Origin of the sequence: Micromonospora parastrephiae (genome assembly GCF_016802865.1) — a bacterium.
Lineage (GTDB): Bacteria > Actinomycetota > Actinomycetes > Mycobacteriales > Micromonosporaceae > Micromonospora > Micromonospora parastrephiae.
Map to the genome: position 1 here is coordinate 1 of NZ_JAEVHM010000105.1, position 19,841 is coordinate 19,841.

Consider the following 19,841-nt stretch of genomic DNA (forward strand, 5'->3'; position numbering starts at 1 on the left):
GCCCACCCACCGGCCCGTGCTCGGCGGCGGTGGGGTGGGCCGGCTCGCTGTGGAGCTGATGTCGCGGACGATTCAGGGAGACCAGCGAGGTCGGCAGCGCGCGGACGACGGGTGCCGAGCGTCGTCAGAGGCGGTCGGCGCGGGTGTGCAGCAGGTCGTGCACGTTGTCGATGTCCGCCGGTGACGTCCGCGAGGCGAGCCAGTACATGATGCCGGTGGGTATGAAGAAGAGCTGGAACGCGGCCAGTCCGACGGCGAAGTTCAACGGCGGCGGGAACGCCGCGCGCAGACCCTGGAAGGCAACCCCGACAAGTCCGTTGCCGGCCGCCCGACCGACCCCGTTGACCAGGTTGCCCAGGCTGTAGACGGTGCCCCGGTGCTCCGGCGGGTTCACGTCGGCGATCAACGCGAACCAGTTCGGCGAGTTGGCCGACGTCAACGCGAGCGCCACCACCGCGGTGAGCAGGCTCAGCCCGACCGACGGTTCGGTGAACACGCTGGACAGGATCGCGCCGACCACCGCGCCGGTGCTGCCGCCGTCCGGCACGTCGATGCTCAACGGTACGAAGAACAGCACCAGGTAGAACGGCAGCGCCGCCAGGATGCCGACCGCGGCGACCAACGCCCGACCTCGGGGGGTACGCCGCTGCACCGCGTCGCCGATCAGCCCGCCCACGATGGAGAGCACCCCGCCGAGCTGGAACAGCGTGGCGAAGACGCTGCCCACCACCAACGCCGTCGACTCCGAGTAGCCCTGCGCCTCGGCCCGCTCGGCGAACAGCACCGGCAGCCAGACCAGCGAGCCGAAGGCGGCCTGCGCGGTCAGGCCCTGCAGGATCAACCACCGGTTGGTCCGCCGGGCCAGGATCCTCGGCAGGTCGGTCCGGCTGATCCGGTAGTCGTACTCGGCGCCGGCGTCCAACGCGCCGGCCAGCTCCGGCTCGCTCTGGCCCCGCCGGATGTCGTAGGTGAACAGGTACGCCAGGGTGGCGGCCAGGCCGACAGCGGTCAGCAGCAGGAACGGCCGCCGCCAGTCGGTCGCCCCCAGCAGCCCGCCGACCAGGGTGCCCGCCAGGGTGCCGACGCCCTGCGAGAGCCCCCAGAAGCTCATCACCAGCCCCCGCCGGGTCGGTGAGATCAGATCGGTGACCACCGAGAAGCCCACCGAGCCGACCGCACCGAGACCCACCGCCGCGACAAGTTGGGCGGTCAGGAACGTCAGGTAGTCGCCGGCGAGCGCGCTGCCGCCGGTGCCCGCCGCCCAGAGCAGCGTGCCCACCATGAGCAGCGGCTTGCGGTTGGTCCGGTCACCGACGTACGCCCAGCCGACCGCGGCCACCGCACTGACCAGGAAGCTGACGGCGGTGACCAGCCCGAGCAGCCGCCCGGACACGTCGAACGCGCCCGCGATGGGCTTGTACAGCGGCGGGACCAGCCCGATCGCCACGTTGTCCAGCGAGGCGAGCAGCACGAACACCACGACGCTGTACAACCGGTGCGCCCGACCACCGCCCCAGCCGTGCGGGCGCTGGTCGGGCCGCGCTCCGCCCCGGCCGAGCCCGCCACTGGTCACGCTCATGACGGGCAGCCAACCAGACTCCGGTGTGCGGGTCGTCACGCGGGTGGGTGCCGGCCGGCTCCCACCCGCGTGGACTCCGACGGTCAGCGGCGGTCGAGGACCAACCCGCGGGCGGCGGCGTACTGCTCGCGGACGGCGGGCACGGGCTCGGCCGCGTACTCCTCGGTGCCCTTGAGCTCCCACACCGGTGGCGTCGGACCGCCCAGGGCGACCCAGGCGGCCTGCCGGGCGGCGCCGTCGGCGACGTACTCCCCGGCCGGCGGGACGACCACCGGGCAGCCGAAGACCTGCGGTGCGATCCGGCGGACCGCGGCGGACCGGGCCCCGCCGCCGACCAGGATGACCCGGCGGACGGTGGCACCCTGCGCGGTCAGCGCGTCCAGGCCGTCGGCGAGCGCGCAGAGCATGCCCTCCACGGCGGCCCGGGCCAGGTGCGCCGGGGTCGACGTGCGCAGGGTCAACCCGTGCACCGCGCCGGTGGCGAGCGGACGGTTGGGCGTCCGTTCCCCCTCCAGGTACGGCACCATGACCAGCCCGTCCGCGCCGGCCGGCGCGGAGAGCGCCAGCTCGGCCAGCTCGTCCAGGCCGACGCCGAGCATCGCGGCGGCGGCGTCCAGCACCCGGGCGGCGTTGAGCGTGCAGACCAGCGGCAGGAAGCGGCCGGACGCGTCGGCGAAGCCGGCCACCGCACCACTGTCGTCGGCGGCCGGCACGTCGGCGACGCTGAACACCGTGCCGGAGGTGCCGATCGAGACGACCACGTCACCGGGGCCGGCGCCGACGCCGAGCGCGGCGGCGGCGTTGTCCCCGGTGCCGGCGCCGAGCAAGGCACCCGACCCACCCAGCTCGGCGGCCAGGGTGCCGGCAGACTCGGCCGGACCGAGCACCTCGGGCACCGTCAGCCGCCGCCCGAAGGCCCGCTCCAGCAGGTCGAGTCGATAGTCACCGGTGGCCGGCGACCAGTAGCCGGTGCCGCTGGCGTCGCCCCGATCGGTGCGCAGCGCCGCCAACCCCGGCGCGCCGGCCAGCCGCCAGGTCAGCCAGTCGTGCGGCAGGCACACGGCGGCCACCCGGGCGGCCAGCTCCGGCTCGTGCCGGGCCAACCAGCGCAGCTTGGTGATGGTGAAGCTGGCCACCGGCACGCTACCGGTGGCCTCGGCCCAGAACCGACCCCCCGCCGCGACGCCGCCGGCCTCCTGGACCAGGTCGGCGGCGGCGTCGGCGGATCGGGTGTCGTTCCACAGCAGGGCCGGACGGACCACCCGGCCGTCCTCGTCGAGGCAGACCATGCCGTGCTGCTGGCCGGCGACCGAGACCGCCGCCACGTCGGCCAACCCACCGGCCTGGTCGGTGGCGCCGCGCAGCGCCTGCCACCAGGCTTCCGGGTCGACCTCGGTGCCGTCCGGGTGCGGTGCCCGGCCCTGCCGGAGCAGGGTGCCGGTTTCCGCGTCTCGGACGACCACCTTGCAGGACTGTGTGGACGAGTCAACGCCCGCGACCAGCGGCATGGCGGGCCCCTCAGCGAGCGCCGAGCAGGTGCTCGACGGCGAGCTGGTTGAGCCGGACGAAGGCGAAGCCCCGGGCGGCCACCGCGTCGACGTCGACGTCCTCGAACGCCGACCGGTCGGCGAGGAACTCGTCGTAGCCCTCGCCGGCGTCGAGCGTCGGCGTGCTCAGCTCGCCGACCTTGCTCGCGGCCAACGCCTCGACGACCTCCGGGTCGGCGCGGAACGCCGCCGCCCGCTCCTTGAGCAGCAGGTACGTGCTCATGTTGGCGGCCGCCGACGCCCACACCCCGTCCATGTCCTCGGTCCGGGAGGGCTTGTAGTCGAAGTGCCGGGGGCCGTCGTAGGTCGGGCCGCCGTTCGGGCCGCCGTTCTCCAGGAGGTCCACCAGGGCGAACGCGTTCATCAGGTCACCGTGACCGAAGACCAGGTCCTGGTCGTACTTGATGCCCCGCTGGCCGTTGAGGTCCAGGTGGAACAGCTTGCCCTGCCAGAGCGCCTGCGCGATGCCGTGGGCGTAGTTGAGCCCGGCCATCTGCTCGTGCCCGACCTCCGGGTTGAGGCCGACCATCTCCGGGTGGGCCAGCTGGGAGATGAAGGCGAGCGCGTGCCCGACGGTGGGCAGCAGGATGTCGCCGCGCGGCTCGTTGGGCTTGGGCTCCAGCGCGAAGCGCAGGTTGTAGCCGCGGTCGATGACGTACTGGGTGAGCAGGTCGACCGCCTCGCGGTAGCGGTCCAGCGCGGCGCGGACGTCCTTGGCGACGTCGTACTCGGAGCCCTCCCGGCCACCCCACATGACGAACGTGCTGGCGCCCAGCTCGGCGGCCAGGTCGACGTTGCGCAGCACCTTGCGCAGCGCGTAGCGGCGGACGTCGCGGTCGTTGCTGGTGAAGCCGCCGTCCTTGAAGATCGGGTGGGTGAAGAGGTTGGTGGTGACCATCGGCACCACCAGGCCGGTCTCGTCCAGGGCCTTGCGGAACCGGGCGATGTGGTGGTCGCGGGTGGCGGCGTCGGCCCCGAACGGGATCAGGTCGTCGTCGTGGAAGGTGATGCCGTACGCGCCCAGCTCGGCGAGCCGGTGCACCGCCTCGACGGCGTCGAGCTCGGGCCGGGTCGCGTCACCGAACGGGTCGCGGGCCTGCCAGCCCACGGTCCAGAGCCCGAAGGAGAACTTGTCGGCGGGGGTGGGACGGGGTGCCATGAGCAACCTCCGGGGTGGTGGTGTCCGCTATTTGTTCAACGATTGAATTATTTGCTCGCCCTATGGCACTGTCAAGGGGTGAGCCCCACCCACGCCCCGGCCGGCGCGGTCCGTCAGGGCAGCCTGCGCGAGCTCAACCTCGCCCTGGTGCTCGGCCGGATCGCCGCCGCCGACCGCCCCCCGTCCCGGGCCGACCTGGCCACGGCGACCGGCCTGACCCGGGCCACCGTCTCCGCGGTGGTCGAGGATCTGCTCGCCGGTCGACTCGTCGACGAGGCCGACCCGGCCCCGCGGGCCGGTGCCGGCCGACCGGCCCGCGGTCTGGTGCTGGCCGACCAGGGCCCGGCCGGGCTCGGCCTGGAGGTAAACGTCGACTACCTGACGGTCTGCGTGGTGGATTTCGCCGGCCAGGTCCGGCACCGCACCGTGTACCGGGCCGACCTGCGCCCGGTCGCGCCCGCCGACGCTCTGGCCCGACTTGTCGAGCTGGCCGCGCAGGCCCGCGCCGACGCCGCCCGGCAGGGCCTCACCCTGGCCGGCGCGGCACTCGCGGTGCCCGGCCTGGTGGACGACACCGGGCTGGTCCGGCTCGCACCGAACCTCGGCTGGCACGACGTCGCCGTGCCCGCACTGCTCGCCGAGCACCCGGCGCTGACCGAGCAGGTGCCCGGCGTACCGGCGCTGGTCGTGGACAACGAGGCGAACCTCGCCGCCCTCGGCGAACTGCACTCCCGGCCGCCCGGCCCGGCCAGCTTCCTGCACATCTCCGGTGAGGTCGGGATCGGCGCCGGGATCGTGCTGGACGGCGCGCTGTTCCGCGGCGTCCGTGGCTGGAGTGGCGAGATCGGGCACCTGCCGGTCCACCCCCAGGGCCGCCCGTGCCGCTGCGGCGGACGTGGCTGCCTGGAGCAGTACGCCGGTCAGGAGGCGATCGTGGCCGCCGCCGGGCTGGCCCGGGCGGAGCTTCCCGCGGACACCGCGACCGCCCGGCTGGCCCAACTGGCCGACGCCGGCGACGCCGACGCGCTGCGGGCGCTGCACGACGCCGGGACGGCGCTCGGGGTCGCGGTGGCCGGCGTGGTCAACCTGCTGGACCTGGACACCGTGGTGCTCGGCGGCGGGTACGCCCCGCTGGCGCCCTGGCTGTGCCCGCCGGTGCTCGCCGAGATCGCCGGCCGGGTGCTCACCGCCGCCTGGTCACCGGTGACGGTGCGGCCGTCGACGCTCGGCGCGGAGGCCGCGGCGGTGGGGGCCGCCGGTTCGGTGGTCCGCCGCATCGTCGCCCAGCCCGCTGGATGGCTGACCCGGACGGGCTGACCGGGCCCGGCCACGCCGGGCGTCTGTCGCAGTGCCTCGGCACGCTTGCCGTCGGGCAACGATCCGCAGGCGAGGAGCCCGGGAGCAGCATGCGCACAGGTCGTCAGACGCGGGCCGGCGTGACCGGCGAGGCTGGCATCGTTGCGGCCCGACCGTCGGATCAGGCGGTCCGCGCCACCGGTGGCTCGCCGGTGGGCCACTCCCGGTGTGTGTCGACGGTCCGCTCCGGGCCACCGGACGCGCCCGTCCACATTCCGCCGGTCTGCCGGTCCGCATCGCGCGACCACTCTGCCGTACGGCCCGTGGGCCGGTCCGGGTCGTCCGGGCGGTCCGGGCGGCCGGTCGGTCGGTCCGGGTCGTCCGGTCCGCCCGGCGGATGCACGTCCTGCGCCTGCTGCCGGCGAGCGGTCCCGTCGAATTCCCGCATCCCGCGCAGCAGCGCGTCGCGGCCCGCCGGGCTCATCCCGGCCAACACGGCGGCGAGCCGCGCCTGACGGTCGGTCCGCAGCTCGGCGAGGAGCCGGCGGGCGTCCCGGGTGAGGTGGAGGGCGATCTCCCGCCGGTCGAAGCGACCCGGCTCCCGCTCCAGCATCCCGGCGGCGACCAACCGGTCGCAGAGTCGGCTGGCGGAGCTGAGCAGCATGTCGAGCCGGGTGGCGAGCCGACGCAGGTTGATCCCGTCGACCTGCTCCACCACCATGACAGCCCGTAACTGGGCACCGGACACCCGGTTGGCGGTTTCCTCCCGGGCGGTTTCCCACACGCTCAGCAGGGAGGCCGCCGCCGCGTCCAACGCGGCAGCCATACTCGTCTCGGGGTCCGGCGGACCGTTCAGTTCGGCCATGGTGGCCCGAGACTACTCCGAACCCACTGGTGGTCGAGCTTTGAGCGAGGGAGTAGTGATGAGCGAACCGGTCAACCGGGCACGACGTGCCCTGAACGAGACACCAGCCGACCGGCTCGTGGACGGTGTGGCGGATGTCCTCTCCCGGTCGTACGGCATCACCGACGCCGAGCTGTACCAGGTCGACTACCGACTGTCGCAGCTGCTGCCCCTCACCGAGGGTGACCCCATCAGCGGCGCCGGGCACCCCGCGTGGCGTTCCTTCGACCACCAGTCGCCGCTGCTCGTCGACGGCACGGGCTGGTTCCCGGTCACCATGCGCGGTGAGCGACGAGGGGTGCTGCGACTCGCGCCGGTGCCGGACGACCCGACCGTCCTCAGCGAGCTGGACGAGATCGCCACCGCACTGGCCCACGAACTGGCCGCCGTCTCCGCCGGCACCGACGTCTACCGCGCGGCACGGCGTAGCCAGCGACTCACCCTGGCCGCGGAGATGCAGTGGGACCTTCTGCCCGGCCGCAGCCGGATCCGACCGTCGTTCAGCCTGGCCGGCCAGCTCGAGCCGGCGTACGCGGTGCGCGGCGACAGCTTCGACTGGTCCGACGACGGGCGGCGGCTCTGGTTGTCGACCGTCAACGGCACCGGCGAGGGTGTCGCGGCGTCGCTGCTCACCTCGCTGGCCACCCACGCGCTGCGCAACGCCCGCCGGGCCGGGCTGACCCTGGCCGACCAGGCCGCCCTCGCCGACCAGGCGCTCTACGACCTGTACCGGGGTGAGCAGCACCTCTCCGCGCTGCTGATGGAGCTGGACCTGCGATCCGGGGTGATGACCGTGGTCGACGCGGGCTCCCCCCGGCTGGTCCTGCTGCGCGACGGCGAGGTCACCGAGCAGCCGCTGGAGGCTCAGTTCCCGCTCGGCATGTTCGAGGCGACGGACTACCACGAGCAGAGGTTCCCGCTGGAGCGCGGCGATCGGGTCTTCGTGGTCAGCGACGGGGTCGTGGAGGCCACCGGGCAGCACATCCGCTACGGCGAGACGGCACTGGACCGGTTCCTGCGACGGACCGGCCCGATGGAGCCGCTGGACGCCGTCCGGTCGCTGATCGGCGACCTGCGTGCGTTCGTGGCCGGCGACCTGGTCGACGACGCGGTGGTGGTCTGCCTGGACTGGACCGGCCCGCAGACCTGACCGACGACGCTCAGTACGCGCCGCGGCTGTTCACCACCGCGCCGAAGGTCTTCCACAGGATGGTGAGGTCGGCGGCGAGGGACCAGTTCTCCACGTAGTAGAGATCGAGCCGGATGCCGTCCTCCCAGCTCAGGTCGGACCGTCCGCTGACCTGCCACAGACCGGTCATGCCCGGCTTGACCAGCAGCCGCCGGGCCACGTCGCCGTCGTAGCGGGCCACCTCCGAGGGCAACGGCGGGCGCGGACCGACCAGGCTCATCTGCCCCAGCAGCACGTTGGCCAGCTGCGGCAGCTCGTCCAGTGACCACTTGCGCAACAGTCGTCCCACCCGGGTGACCCGGGGGTCGTCGCGCATCTTGAACATCAGGCCGTCGGTCTCGTTGCGGGTGGTCAGCTCGGCGAGCAGCGTGTCGGCGTCCACCACCATGGTGCGGAACTTGAACACCCCGAACTCCTGACCACCCCGGCCGACCCGGACCTGGCGGAACAGCACCGGACCTCGACTGTCGACCTTGATGGCCAACGCGATGAACACGATCAGCGGCAGCAGCAGCGCGAGCGCCAGCGACGACACGGACCGGTCGACGAAGCCCTTCACCAGCTTGCGCGCGCCCCGGAACTCGGGCGCCTCGACGTGGATCAGCGGCAGCCCGGCGACCGGCCGGGTGTGGATCCGCGGGCCGGCCACGTCGGTCAGCGCGGGCGCCACGACCAGGTCGACGCCGGTGCCCTCCAGCTGCCAGCCGAGCCGACGCAGCCGGGCGGCGGTCAGCTCACCGGAAGCGGTGACCGCGACAGTGTCGGCGCCGATCGCGGTGGCGGCCTCCGGGATGCCCCGGAACGATCCCACCACCGGCACGTCACCGAGGCGCTGCGCCACCGGCGCGAGCAGCGCGTCGGGGATGCACGCCCCGACCACCTGGTAGCCCGCGTACGGCTCCCGGCGCAGCGTGTGCACCAGCTCCAACACGTGCGCGGTGTCGCCGACCACCAGCACCTTGCGGGACCAGCCGGCACCACGGGAGCGGGCCCGGTGCAGACGCTTGCGGGCGGCGAAACGGGCCACCTCCAGCCCGACGGTGCCCACCGCGAAGGAAATGCCGAGGAAGCCTCGGGAGACGCCGACGTCGGCGATGTACCCGGCGATGGCGATCGCGCCGGCCAGCCGCAGGCTGGCGGAACTGACCCGGCGGTACTCGTCCGCGCCGTAGCCGATCACCCGGTCGTCGTAGCAGCCCAACGCCTTCAGCGAGATCAGCCAGGCCAGCACCAGCCCCGGGGCCACCAGCACGTACGGGATCTTCGAGCCGCTCGGCTGCTCGTCACCGAACCGGGCGACGTACCCGACGAGCAACGCGATGATCAGAATGGTGGTGTCCAGCACCACGAGGACCCGAACGTACGAGCGTTCGTCGGCGCGCGCCACCAGCCCACCCGGGCGGGCCTCCGGCGCCGACGTGCTTGCCGGGGTCAACAGTGTCGCCGCACTCACCGGCCCTCCCACTCTGGTCAGGATGGCCCCGGCCGACGGGTCGGACCGGAGGCGGACCGACAATGCCGGAACATGTCGACATCCTGCCCCGACAACTATGACGGCCGATTGCTTCGGACGTATTGCCGTCACTTTTCTTCGGTGCCGGGGACCGAAAAGGGCCCGTCGTACCGGATCGGCGGTACGACGGGCCCTTCTGTCGCTGTGCGTCGGGTCAGCGCGGCGCCGGAGGGCGCCGGGCGATGGCGCTGAGGAAGATGCTGCCGATCTCGCTCGGGTCCTTGGTGACGAAGACGTCGCCACCGGTGACCTTGGTGATCGACTCCAACTCGACCTTGCTGACGCCCTCACCGATACCGATCATGATGACCTGGACCGGCCGCTCCGGGTCGGCGAGCTCCTTGAGCTTGGCGAGCAGCTGCTGCTGCGTGAGGCCGTTGTCGTCCTCGTTCTTACCGTCGGTGAAGAGCACGATGGAGTTGACCCGGCCGGGCTGCCAGTCCTCCTGCACCGCCTGGTACGCGGCGAGCGTGGTGTCGTAGAGGCCGGTGTCGCCGCTGGACGGCTTGATGGTGGCGAGCGCCGCCTCCAGCTGGGCCCGCTGACCGGAGAGTGGACCGATGCCGACCAGCTGTTTGTAGTCACGGCTGCCGACCAGTTTGGTGGAGAAGGTCCACAGGCCGATCGACCAGGAGTCGTCGAAGAGGCCGAGACCGCGGCGGGCCGCGTCCACGGTGACCTCCTCCCGGCTGCGGTTGTTGGCGCTGGGCACCTGGTCCTTCATCGAGCCGGAGACGTCGATGACGGCCAGCATCCGACCGGACTGGGTGGCGATCGACCAACTGGAGACGACCCGCTGTATGGCGGCCGGGTCCAGACCGCCCGCGGCGGTGCCGCCGTTCGCCGGCGCGGTCGGCGCGCCGCCGGACGGGCTGGGTGCGCCCTGCGGCGCCTTGAAGCCCTCGCCCCAGTTGCCGTCCGGCGCGCGCAGCGACTGCGCCGCCAGCCGGTTACGGAAGCTGGGGCTGGTGAGCAACTCGAACAGCACCCGGGCCGCCGACGCCTTGGTCGGCTCGATGCCGGGCAGCACCGCGTACGGGTAGTCCAGCGGCATCGGTGCCGGCTCCATGTAGAGCGCGGCGAGCGGCACCGGCGGCTTCTTGCTGTTGTAGGCGATCACGTCTTCTTCGGAGAGCGCCGCCGCGCCGAGGCCACTGGCGATCGACGTCGCGTCGTTCGCGGTCGGGAAGCGGGCCAGCAGGTCGTTGCGGAGCGAGGAACGCCCGGTGGCCAGCGCTCGCAGCGCGCCGACGGTGTTGCGCTGGGCGTCGCCGCCGGCGGCGCTGGCCGCCGCGGTCAGCGAGAGCAGGCCGGACAGGCCGGCCGCGTCCCGGGTCGGCTCGACGATGCCGGTACGCAGCGGGGCGCCCGTGTTGTTGACCTGCTTGAGCAGGTCGGTCCAGTTGAACTTCTTGTTGGGCCAGCCCAGCCGGGTGGCGATCGGCTCGGGCATCGCCACGACGATCGGGCTGCGCGCGATGGACGCGCCGTTGGTCGGCGCGAACGCGCTCGCGTCCTTCTTCAGCCGCAGCAGCCAGGTCGAGGAGTCGGGCACCCAGACATCCGGGCTGACGGCGGTGCCGCTGGCCTGCCCCACGCCGGCGAGTACGGCGCCGTGCTTCGCCGCCACCACGGCGGCCACGTCGACCGGGTCGGACGCGGAGACGTCCACCCGGATGCAGGTGGGCCCCACCGCGGCGCCGTCCTTGACCCACTGGGACGCGGCGGCGTCCACCGCCGGCGCGAGCTCGGAGGCGACGGCCACGGCGAGCCGGATCTCGCCCGAACAGCTGGGCTGGATCAGCTCCCGATAACCGAACCAGACGCCTGTGGTGACGACGAGCACCGTCGCCGTCGCGGCGGCGGCTGCTAGATGGAGTTTCGAACGCATGCGATGGCGGCCTGCTGACACGGTGACCATCTTGCGTACAAGGTGCCGTCCGTGCCACAACCGTTCGGACTAAAGTTACGCAGGAGAGACAGTTGATCGCTGATTAGCGACTCAGCGTGATGGCACGGCCCCAGGGTGTTGCCAAACCGGCATAACGCTTCACGGCAGGACGCACGTAGGGCTCGGCACCGGCACCGGCTCGCCAACCGGCTCCGGGACACCCGTGTCGGCGTCCCGCCGGAAGATGCGCACCATGTCCGCCCGCTCGTCGGCCACGTAGAGGTGCTCCCCGATCAGTGCGAAGTGCCGGGGCCACTCGCCGTCGGTGTCCACCTCCGCGACCAGCTCGGGCAACTCTCCCGCGAGGTCGAAGACGGCGAGGGTGCCGACCCCCCGGTTGGCGACGTAGAGGAAACGGCCGTCCGGACCGACGGCGACCTCCGACGGCTGGACGTGACCCGACCGCTCGCTCGCCTCCACCCGACCGCGCTGGTGCAGCGCGCCGTCGTCGGTCAGCTCGTACGCGGTGACCGAGGCGTCCAGCTCACCGACGAGGTAGCACCGGCGGCCGTCCGGGTGGCGGGCCAGATGCCGGGGCCCCGCGCCGGGCGCCGTGCGAACCCGAGGCCCGCGGGGCATCAGCCGCCCGGTCGCGGCGTCCAGGTCGTACCGGTAGACCGAGTCCGTGCCGAGGTCCACCGCGAGCAGCGGCCCTCGGCCCGGCCCCGGCGAGACCATGTGGGTGTGCGCCTGCTCCTGACGCTCCGGGTCCGGACCGTGCCCCTCGTGCACCACCAGGTCGGTGCGCTCGCCCGGGACGCCCTGCGCGTCGAGTGGGAAGACCGCGACGCTGCCGCCGCCGTAGTTGGCCGCCGCCAGGTGACCACCGTCGGGAAGCACCGCCAGGTGGCAGGGCTCGGCGCCGCCGGTCGACCGGCTGCCGAGCGGGTCCAGCGCGCCGTCCGAGCCGACCCGCCAGGCGCTGACCTCGCCGTCCTTCAGCTCGTTGACCGCGTAGAGGACGGGCTGGGTGGGGTGCCGCGCCAGGAAGGAGGGGGACGGGGTGACCGCCACCGTGCCGAGCAGGGTCAGGGCCCCGGTGGCCGGGTCGCGGCGGGCCGCGACGATGCCGCTGCCCCGCCCGCCGCTGTGCGCGGTGTAACCCCCGATGTGGACGACCTCGCCCTGAGCACTCACGTCCCACCCCTTACGCCGGCCTTCTTCGTCGATCCAACCAGAGGCTGCCCGCGGATCCCGCGCGTTAACCGGCTTTCCGGTACCCGGATCGTCGCCGTCGAGGTCTCGCCGACGCCGATCCGAGTGGACGCGCCGGTGACTCAGGCGGCCGGCACCGGCTCCCCACGCTGACGGGCCACGTGCTCCACCAGGGAGATCAACACCAGTTTGCCGGACTGCCGGTCCCGGGCGTCGCAGAGCACCATCGGCACGTCCGGGTCCAGGTCGAGCGCCCGGCGTACGGTCTCCAGGTTGAACCTGCGGGCGTCGTCGAAGCAGTTCACACCCACCACGAACGGGATGCCACGCTGCTCGAAGTAGTCGATGGACGGGAAGCAGTCGGCCAGCCGCCGGGTGTCGGCGAGCACCACCGCGCCGAGCGCTCCGAAGGCCAGCTCGTCCCAGAGGAACCAGAACCGGTCCTGGCCCGGGGTGCCGAACAGGTAGACCTGCAGATCGTCGTTGATGGTGATCCGGCCGAAGTCCATCGCCACCGTGGTGGTCGACTTCCCCTCCACACCGGAGGTGTCGTCGGTGCCGATCCCCGCGTCGGTCAGCACCTCCTCGGTCTGCAGGGGGCGGACCTCGCTCAGCGCGCTCACCAGCGTCGTCTTGCCGGCCCCGAAGCCGCCGGCAATGAGGATCTTCAGTGCCAGCGGGATGGTGACGCCGGAGCCCGCATGGTCAAAGTGCACGGAGTCCACTGACCACCGCCTTGAGAATGTCGTCGTCGGGAAGGTTGCCGGCGGCCGGCGGCTCGTGCACCGCGATCAGACCCTGCGCGAGCAGATCGCCGAGCAGCACCCGGACGACCCCCACCGCGAGATCCAGGTCGGCCGCCAACTCGGCCACCGACACCGGCCGGCGGGCCAGTGCGACCAGCCGTCGATGCTCCGGGAGCAGCCGGGGATGGGCCGTCGGGTCGAGGTCCGATCCGGCCAACACGAACGCGACCAGGTCGAACCCGTCGGCGGCGGAACGCACCCGCCCGCCGGTGAGGATGTACGGACGCGCTACCGGCCCGGCGTCGCCGTCCAGCCACTCGGGCTGGGGCCCGGGCGGTTCAGCCCACGTCACCGACGCCCGCCGACGGTCGGGCCGGCGCGGTGAGGTTCTCTCCCACCCGGATGACGAGCATCGCCATCTCGTACGCGACGAGGCCGATGTCCGCGTCCGCGTCGCTCACCACGGCCAGGCAGGTGCCCTGCCCGGCGGCGGTGACGAAGAGGTACGCCGACTCCATCTCCACCACGGTCTGCCGGACCGGGCCGCCGTCGACGTGGCGGCTGGCGCCCCGGGCGAGGCTGGAGAACCCGGCGGCGAGGGCGCAGAGGTGCTCGGCGTCCGAGCGTTCCAGCTCGGCGGAGGAGCCGAGCAGCAGCCCGTCCGCCGAGAGCACCACTGCTTCCCGGGCGGCCGGGACCCGCTCCACCAACTCGTCGAGCAGCCAGTCGAGGCTGGCGCTCTGCTTCGTCGAATGCGGCACTAGGCGTCCCTCTCAGTCGCGGTCGGTGGTTCGGGGGCCGGAGCAGCCGGGGCTGCGGGATTCGCCGGCCCCGCGTGGGTGGCTGGGCCTGTCGGGGCAGCGGCACCCGCCGGGCCGGTCCGCGTGTCCGCACCCGCCGGCGTCGGCGCAGGGACCGGTCTCGGCGCTGCCGCCGGGGTGACGACGGTGGCGCGACCTCGGGCTGTGCCGGCCTGGAGGGCGGCCATGACCTGGCGTACCTCCTCGGGCGAGCGGGGCGACGGGGTGTCGGTGACGGTCGAGCGCGGTCGGTCGCGGGCGTCTGCCGACGAACTCGGCGGGGCAGGCCGTCCAGCTCGTCACCCGTCCCGTCCGGCGAGGACGTCTCCCCGTCGCGCGGTCCGTTCGCGGCGGGAGCCGGCGCCCCGACGGGTGGGGGGCCGCCGGGCGGAACGTCGGCGGTGAGCGGCCGGGTACGGCCGGTCCGGGGGCGGGGAACACTGCCGCGACGTGCGGTTCGGGCCAGCCGCCGGTCCGGGCCGGTCGGTGCGGCGCCCAGCGTGGACGGGTCGGGACCGGCCGGCGGCTCGGTGGTGACCAGGTCGGCGGGGAGCAGCACCACGGCGGTCACCCCGCCGTCCCCGGACGGACGCAGACTCACCCGGACCCCGTGCCGGGCCGCCAGTCGGGCCGCCACGAACAGGCCGAGTCGGGCGCTCTGCGTCGGGTCGAACTCGGGCGAGCTGGCCAGCCGGGTGTTGGCGTTCTCCAGCGCCGCGGCGGACATCCCCAGACCCTGGTCGGTGATCTCCAGGGCGTACCCGTTGGACACCTGCTCTCCCGCGACGGTGACCTGGGTGTCCGGCGGAGAGAACGCGGTCGCGTTCTCGATCAGCTCGGCGAGCAGGTGGATGACGTCGCCGACGGCCCGGCCCAGCACGCCGGCCGGCTGCACGGTGGTGATGTCCACCCGGCCGTACGCCTCGACCTCCGAGGTCGCGCCCCGGATCAGGTCGACCATCGCGACCGGGTTGCGCCAGCCGCGGCCGGGCGCGGAACCGGCGAGGATCACCAGGTCCTCGGCGTGCCGGCGGAGTCGGGTGGCCAGGTGGTCCACCTGGAACAGCTCGGCCAGCTCGTCCGGGTCCTCGGCGCGCCGCTCCATCCGATCCAGCAGGTGCAACTGCCGGTGCACGAGACCTTGGCTGCGGCGGGCGATGTTGAGGAAGACCTCGTTGAGCCCGCGGCGCAGGGTGACCTCGTCCACCGCCGCCTGGACGGCCGTTCGCTGCACCTCGGTGAAGGCCCGCCCGACCTCGCCGATCTCGTCGTGGCCGTACTCCAGTGGGGGCGCCTCCCGGGCGACGTCGACCTGCTCGCCGCGACGCAACCGCGCCACGACGTCCGGCAGCCGGTGTTCGGCCAGCTCCAGCGCGGCGGTGCGGACCCCGCTGAGCCGTCGGACCAGCGTGCGGCCGACCCGCAACGCCACCAGCACCGAGATCACCACGGCGGCGAGACCGAGCAGCCCGGCGGCGGCCAGCCGGACCAGGATCCAGACCGCCATCGGCACCGAGCGGTCGGTGAGACGGTCGGCCTCGGTCAGCTCGAAGTCGCGCAGCTGCTGCTGCACGGCGTCGTGGCTGGCCTGCCACGACGCCGCGTCCACCGGTGGCCGGCCGGACCTGTTGGCCGCGATCAACGCTTCCTGCATGGCACGCAGGCTGGTGAACGCCGCGCTCTCGGTCAACCGCTGGTACGCGACGCGTCCGGCCTCGGGCAGGTCGGCCACCGCGCTCTCGGTGAGCCACCGCTGGTTGCCGATGGCCTGCACGAGCTGGGCGTGCTCCCCCTGGGCGAACCGGCCCGCGGTCAACACGCCGGCCAGCATGGCGTCGGTCTGGCCGAGCAGTTCCCGGGAGCGGCCCAGCGCGGTGAGCGCCAGCGCCTGCCGGTTGATGGCGGGATCGTTCAGGTTCGCCGTCGCGGCGAACGCCTGGAAGGCCGCGGAGACCATGCCGCTGTACAGACCGATCGCGCCCGGACGGTCCATCATGCGGTCGTCGATGAAGTGCCGACCGGTCGGCAGCGCCGACAGAGCGGTGACCAGCCGGTCGACCCGATCCTCCAGCAGGTCGTCGGCGGCGTCACGCAACGCCTCCCCGTCGACCCGGCGACGCAGTTCGGCGATCGCCCGATCCGTACGCTGACGCTGCTCGGCCAGGGCCGGCAGCTCGGTGGCGCCGGCGAGCTGCACCACCGAGAGCCGGCGTTCGCGTTGCAGCTCGCTGACCACTGCCTCGCCGGGCCGGCCCAGGTCGTACAGCAGGGTGCGGGAGGAGAGCAGGTTCAGGGCGGGGCCGAAGGTCAACGTCGTCGCGAAGATCCACAGGGCCAGCAGCGCGGTCACCGGCGCGACCACCAATGCGGTCAGCTTCGAGCGGATCGGCCAGTCGCGGGTTCTCATCAGACCTCGCCCGTACAGGGGTGGCAGGAGGGGCGCCGGCACCGCCGGGCAGCGCACCGGCCGGCTGTGCCCGGCGGGAACGCCGAGCACCGGCGCGGGCGCCTTGGGCAGGATACGTAATCGCGGCCCGTTGCACTACCGCCCGTCGCGTCGACATCGACGCTCTGAGATGCCGCGTCGACATCGACGCTCCGAGATGCACCGCGTCGACGCGCTCTGTCGACAATGGTTGAGCGCCCCGCCGGCGGGCCGGCGGGGCGCTCGTGGCGGTACTCGGTACGGATCAGGTGTTGTCGGCGATGCCGAGCCCCTCGGCGACCCGCCGGCCGTAGCTCTCGTCGCACTGGCTGAAGTGCCAGACCATCTTCTCCTGGATGTGCTTGTCGCACTGGCCCAGCAGGTTGGTCAGGTTCTTCACCAGGTCGTCGCGTTCCCACTCGGGCATGGCGCGGAACCGCTCCCCCGCCTGGGCGTAGTTGTTCTGCCGTTCGATGGGCGCCCGCATGACCTGACCCGAGACGAACGGGCGGTACTCCCGGTACGACTCGTCGGCCTGCTGGAGACCGGCCACCGAGGATGGCTCGAAGTTGATGTGCGGGTTGCCACCCCGGTTGTCCACCCCGTACGACATCTGGCCGCCGTCCTGGTTGGTGTTGACCTGGACGTCCGACCGGGGGGCGTTGATCGGCAGCTGGAGGTAGTTCGGGCCGACCCGGTAGCGCTGCGTGTCGGAGTAGGAGAACGTGCGTCCGACCAGCATCTTGTCGTCGGAGAAGTCCAGCCCGTCGACCAGCACACCGGTGCCGAAGGCGATCTGCTCGTTCTCGTTGTGGAAGTTGGTGACGTTGCGGTTGAGCGTCATCATGCCGACCGGGCGCAGCGGGAAGACGTCCTCCGGCCAGGTCTTGGTGTCGTCGAGGGGGTCGAAGTCCAGCTCGGGGTGCTCGTCGTCGCTCATGATCTGGACGTTGAGCTCCCACTGGGGGTACTCGCCGCGCTCGATGGCCTCGTACAGGTCCTTGGAGGCGTGGCCCAGCTCGCTCGCCTGGATGGCGGCGGCCTGCTCCTCGGTCAGCGACTCGATGCCCTGCTGCGACTTCCAGTGGTACTTGACCAGCACACCCTCACCGGCGGCGTCGACCATGCGGTAGGTGTTCACCCCGAAGCCGTCCTGGGTCCGGTAGTTGGCCGGGATGCCGCGCGGGCTGAACAGCCAGGTCAGCATGTGCATCGACTCGGGGGTGTTGGACATGAAGTCGAAGATCCGGTTGGGTTCCTGACGGAAGGTGACCGGGTCCGGCTTCAGCGCGTGGATGACGTCGGGGAACTTGATCGCGTCGCGGATGAAGAAGACCGGCAGGTTGTTGCCGACCAGGTCCCAGTTGCCGTCCTCGGTGCGGAACTTCACGGCGAAGCCGCGCGGGTCGCGGGTCGCCTCGGAGGAGTCCCGACCGCCGATGACGGTGGAGAACCGGATGCTCACCGGGGTCTTCGTGCCCTTGATCTGGAACAGCTTGGCGCGGGTGTAGGTCGAGGCCGGCTCGTCGCCGATGGTCCCGTACGCCTCGAAGTCACCGTGCGCGACGAAGCCGCGCGCGTGCACCACCCGCTCCGGGATGCGCTCCCGGTCGAAGTGGCTGATCTTTTCGAGGAAGTGGTAGTTCTCCAGGGTGGCGGGGCCGCGTGAGCCGACCGTCCGCTGCTGCTGGTTGTTGTGCACGGGATGACCCTGACGGGTGGTGAGGGCCGGCTTGCTGGCCTGTGGGTCGCTCATCGCTCTCCTCCGGATGGGTGGTGCGCGCGGCGCATCGCTCCACCCAAGCGCGCTTTCTGGAATGAGTCAAGTTTTCGCCCCCCGGGAGGCTGTGCCCCTCGTCATCGGAGAGAGGAGAAGCGGGACGCCGGGAACGTTTCCGGACGGAGAACGCGGCCCGACGAGGAAAGTGCCCCGGATCGGGATTGGCGATCAGTACGCCGAGGGAATACCAGGTGACGAAGGAGGAGCCCATGTCGCCCACGCAGGTAATCGTCATCGTGCTCGTCGTGCTGGTGATCGTCGCGGCGCTGGCCGTGGCCGTTCGGTCGCTGGGCCGGCGCCGCGCGCTGCGCAACCGTTTCGGGCCGGAGTACGACCGGGTGGTGGCCGAGCAGGACAGCCGGTCCGCCGCGGAGCGCGAGCTGCGCGACCGGGAACGCCGGCACGCCGAGCTCACGCTCACCCCGCTCACTCCGGAGTCCCGGGCCCGCTACGCCGCCGCCTGGGAGGAACTCCAGGTCCGCTTCATCGACTCGCCGGGCGAGACCGTGGGCGACGCGGATGAACTGGTCACGCGCCTCATCGAGGAGCAGGGCTACCCGACCGGGGACTTCTCCGACCAGATCGCCCACCTCTCCGTCGAACACGCCCGCACCCTGACCAACTACCGGGACGCGCACGAGATCCACCTGCGCAACTCCCGGGGTGAGGCGAGCACCGAGGAGCTGCGCCAGGCGGTGGTGCACTACCGGGCCCTCTTCACCGACCTGCTCGGTGAGGAACCGGTCGGTCGCCGTACGCCCGAACAGCGCCACCCGGACACCCCGCACGACGCCACGAGCCGCTGAGGAGGCCACCGATGCGCCAGGAAGAGCAGCAGGTGAGCAACGACCATCCGGATGCCGTGCGGTCCGCGCCGGTTCCGGTGCCACCGGCCGGTGACCGTGCCGGCCGCGCGGATCTGTCCGAGGACGCCCTGGACGAGCGGGGCAGCTTCGACGACCCGGCCGTCGGCCAGAAGCCGACCGGCACCGAACGGGACGCCGGGTACGACCGCGCCGACGACGATCTAACCGATGACACCGACCCGCGCCACCGGCGGGACGACCGGTCCACCGACGAGGGCGGGTTCCACGAGCCGGGGCCCCTGCCGACAGCGTTCGGCGCCACCACGGTGGCCGACGCGGTGGCCGCGTCCGCGCTGGCCAGCCCTCGTCCGCAGGACCAGCCGGACCCTCGGGCCGAGCGCACCGCCGAGCCGGGCGACGGCGCCGAGGACGGCGAGCGTGAGGGCCTGCGGGCCGACCCGACCGCCGAGCTGCACCGCCGCAACGCGGACACGACCGCGCGAACCGTCGTAACGCCGGGGAGCACGGCCGGCGCGACCGAGCGGCGCGGCGACCTGGCCGGCGACCGGGAGGCGGCCACGGCGGGCGCGGCCGGCTACGGCAGCGCGGCACCGGAGATGGTCGACCCGGACGCCGAGCAGGTCACCACCGACGACGCCGGCACCTCGCTGGAGTCTGCCGGGACGTCGCGGCCCGCCGGGTCGACGGTCGCGGCCGGGCCGGCCACGCTCCTCGACGCGGACTCCGCGCAGGGCTTCCGGGACCGCTGGCGCGACGTGCAGCTGCGTTTCGTCGACGATCCGCACGCGGCGGCCGGCGAGGCGCAGGCGCTGGTGGAGGAGGCCATCCAGGCGCTCGCCTCGGCGCTGGCCGCGCAGAAGAACACGCTGGGCGGCTGGCAGGACGCCGGCTCGGCGGACACCGAGCAGTTGCGGATGGCGGTCCGCAACTACCGCGACTTCCTCGATCGCGTACTGGGTCGCTGAGTTCC

General features: G+C 72.7%; 15 protein-coding genes and 1 pseudogene. 4 read left to right on the plus strand and 12 right to left on the minus strand.

Annotated features, from left to right (window positions below):
• Window positions 1-124 precede the first annotated feature (124 nt).
• The 3 genes from JNW91_RS19890 to xylA form a co-directional block, all read right to left on the minus strand.
• Complete coding sequence (locus JNW91_RS19890; RefSeq protein ID WP_238425335.1) at window positions 125-1,579, minus strand: MFS transporter; 1,455 nt, start codon at window positions 1,577-1,579, stop codon at window positions 125-127.
• An 83-nt stretch (window positions 1,580-1,662) separates the two neighbouring features.
• Window positions 1,663-3,087, minus strand: coding sequence for a xylulokinase (gene xylB / locus JNW91_RS19895; protein ID WP_203177039.1), 1,425 nt, complete (start codon window positions 3,085-3,087; stop codon window positions 1,663-1,665).
• Window positions 3,088-3,097: 10 nt separating this feature from the next.
• Window positions 3,098-4,285 (minus strand): xylose isomerase, encoded by a 1,188-nt coding sequence (xylA, locus tag JNW91_RS19900; protein ID WP_203177040.1) that lies wholly within the window; start codon window positions 4,283-4,285, stop codon window positions 3,098-3,100.
• Between the two features lie 78 nt (window positions 4,286-4,363).
• Between xylA and JNW91_RS19905 the strand changes: the two genes are divergently transcribed.
• Window positions 4,364-5,602, plus strand: a complete 1,239-nt coding sequence (locus tag JNW91_RS19905) for an ROK family transcriptional regulator (RefSeq protein ID WP_203177041.1) — start codon at window positions 4,364-4,366, stop codon at window positions 5,600-5,602.
• Window positions 5,603-5,762: 160 nt separating this feature from the next.
• Here JNW91_RS19905 and JNW91_RS19910 read toward each other — a convergent pair whose 3' ends face one another.
• A complete protein-coding gene (locus JNW91_RS19910; protein WP_238425337.1) occupies window positions 5,763-6,446 on the minus strand; it encodes a MarR family winged helix-turn-helix transcriptional regulator in 684 nt (227 codons plus the stop codon).
• Between the two features lie 58 nt (window positions 6,447-6,504).
• Between JNW91_RS19910 and JNW91_RS19915 the strand changes: the two genes are divergently transcribed.
• Window positions 6,505-7,635 (plus strand): PP2C family protein-serine/threonine phosphatase, encoded by a 1,131-nt coding sequence (locus tag JNW91_RS19915; protein ID WP_203177042.1) that lies wholly within the window; start codon window positions 6,505-6,507, stop codon window positions 7,633-7,635.
• 10 nt (window positions 7,636-7,645) lie between these two features.
• Here JNW91_RS19915 and JNW91_RS19920 read toward each other — a convergent pair whose 3' ends face one another.
• The 8 genes and pseudogenes from JNW91_RS19920 to JNW91_RS19955 form a co-directional block, all read right to left on the minus strand.
• Complete coding sequence (locus JNW91_RS19920; protein WP_203177043.1) at window positions 7,646-9,127, minus strand: sugar transferase; 1,482 nt, start codon at window positions 9,125-9,127, stop codon at window positions 7,646-7,648.
• 214 nt (window positions 9,128-9,341) lie between these two features.
• Entirely contained in the window at window positions 9,342-11,099 is a 1,758-nt protein-coding gene (locus tag JNW91_RS19925; protein WP_203177044.1) for a substrate-binding domain-containing protein, read from the minus strand.
• 138 nt (window positions 11,100-11,237) lie between these two features.
• A complete protein-coding gene (locus JNW91_RS19930) occupies window positions 11,238-12,275 on the minus strand; it encodes a lactonase family protein (protein WP_203177045.1) in 1,038 nt (345 codons plus the stop codon).
• A 140-nt stretch (window positions 12,276-12,415) separates the two neighbouring features.
• Window positions 12,416-13,018, minus strand: coding sequence for a GTP-binding protein (locus JNW91_RS19935; RefSeq protein WP_203177046.1), 603 nt, complete (start codon window positions 13,016-13,018; stop codon window positions 12,416-12,418).
• Window positions 12,999-13,391 carry a DUF742 domain-containing protein gene (locus JNW91_RS19940; RefSeq protein WP_203177047.1) on the minus strand — a complete coding sequence of 131 codons (393 nt, stop codon included), beginning with the start codon at window positions 13,389-13,391 and terminating at the stop codon, window positions 12,999-13,001. Before JNW91_RS19940 ends, JNW91_RS19935 begins: the two co-directional genes overlap by 20 nt.
• A complete protein-coding gene (locus JNW91_RS19945) occupies window positions 13,378-13,800 on the minus strand; it encodes a roadblock/LC7 domain-containing protein (RefSeq protein ID WP_203177048.1) in 423 nt (140 codons plus the stop codon). Before JNW91_RS19945 ends, JNW91_RS19940 begins: the two co-directional genes overlap by 14 nt.
• Window positions 13,800-16,246: pseudogene (locus JNW91_RS19950) on the minus strand (sensor histidine kinase). Before JNW91_RS19950 ends, JNW91_RS19945 begins: the two are co-directional and overlap by 1 nt.
• Window positions 16,247-16,529: 283 nt before the next feature.
• Window positions 16,530-18,020 carry a catalase gene (locus tag JNW91_RS19955; RefSeq protein ID WP_203177049.1) on the minus strand — a complete coding sequence of 497 codons (1,491 nt, stop codon included), beginning with the start codon at window positions 18,018-18,020 and terminating at the stop codon, window positions 16,530-16,532.
• Between the two features lie 233 nt (window positions 18,021-18,253).
• Here JNW91_RS19955 and JNW91_RS19960 point away from each other — a divergent pair, with 233 nt between their 5' ends.
• Complete coding sequence (locus tag JNW91_RS19960) at window positions 18,254-18,850, plus strand: hypothetical protein (protein ID WP_203177050.1); 597 nt, start codon at window positions 18,254-18,256, stop codon at window positions 18,848-18,850.
• Window positions 18,851-18,861: 11 nt separating this feature from the next.
• A complete protein-coding gene (locus tag JNW91_RS19965; RefSeq protein ID WP_203177051.1) occupies window positions 18,862-19,836 on the plus strand; it encodes a hypothetical protein in 975 nt (324 codons plus the stop codon).
• The last annotated feature ends 5 nt before the right edge of the window (window positions 19,837-19,841 follow it).

Bases quoted from the DNA above. Each gene is read 5' to 3' on its own strand.
- JNW91_RS19955 (WP_203177049.1), bottom strand. From the start codon at position 18,020: ATGAGCGACCCACAGGCCAGCAAGCCGGCCCTCACCACCCGTCAGGGT.
- JNW91_RS19960 (WP_203177050.1), top strand. From the start codon at position 18,254: ATGTCGCCCACGCAGGTAATCGTCATCGTGCTCGTCGTGCTGGTGATC.
- JNW91_RS19910 (WP_238425337.1), bottom strand. From the start codon at position 6,446: ATGGCCGAACTGAACGGTCCGCCGGACCCCGAGACGAGTATGGCTGCC.
- JNW91_RS19915 (WP_203177042.1), top strand. From the start codon at position 6,505: ATGAGCGAACCGGTCAACCGGGCACGACGTGCCCTGAACGAGACACCA.
- JNW91_RS19890 (WP_238425335.1), bottom strand. From the start codon at position 1,579: ATGAGCGTGACCAGTGGCGGGCTCGGCCGGGGCGGAGCGCGGCCCGAC.
- xylB (WP_203177039.1), bottom strand. From the start codon at position 3,087: ATGCCGCTGGTCGCGGGCGTTGACTCGTCCACACAGTCCTGCAAGGTG.
- JNW91_RS19965 (WP_203177051.1), top strand. From the start codon at position 18,862: ATGCGCCAGGAAGAGCAGCAGGTGAGCAACGACCATCCGGATGCCGTG.
- xylA (WP_203177040.1), bottom strand. From the start codon at position 4,285: ATGGCACCCCGTCCCACCCCCGCCGACAAGTTCTCCTTCGGGCTCTGG.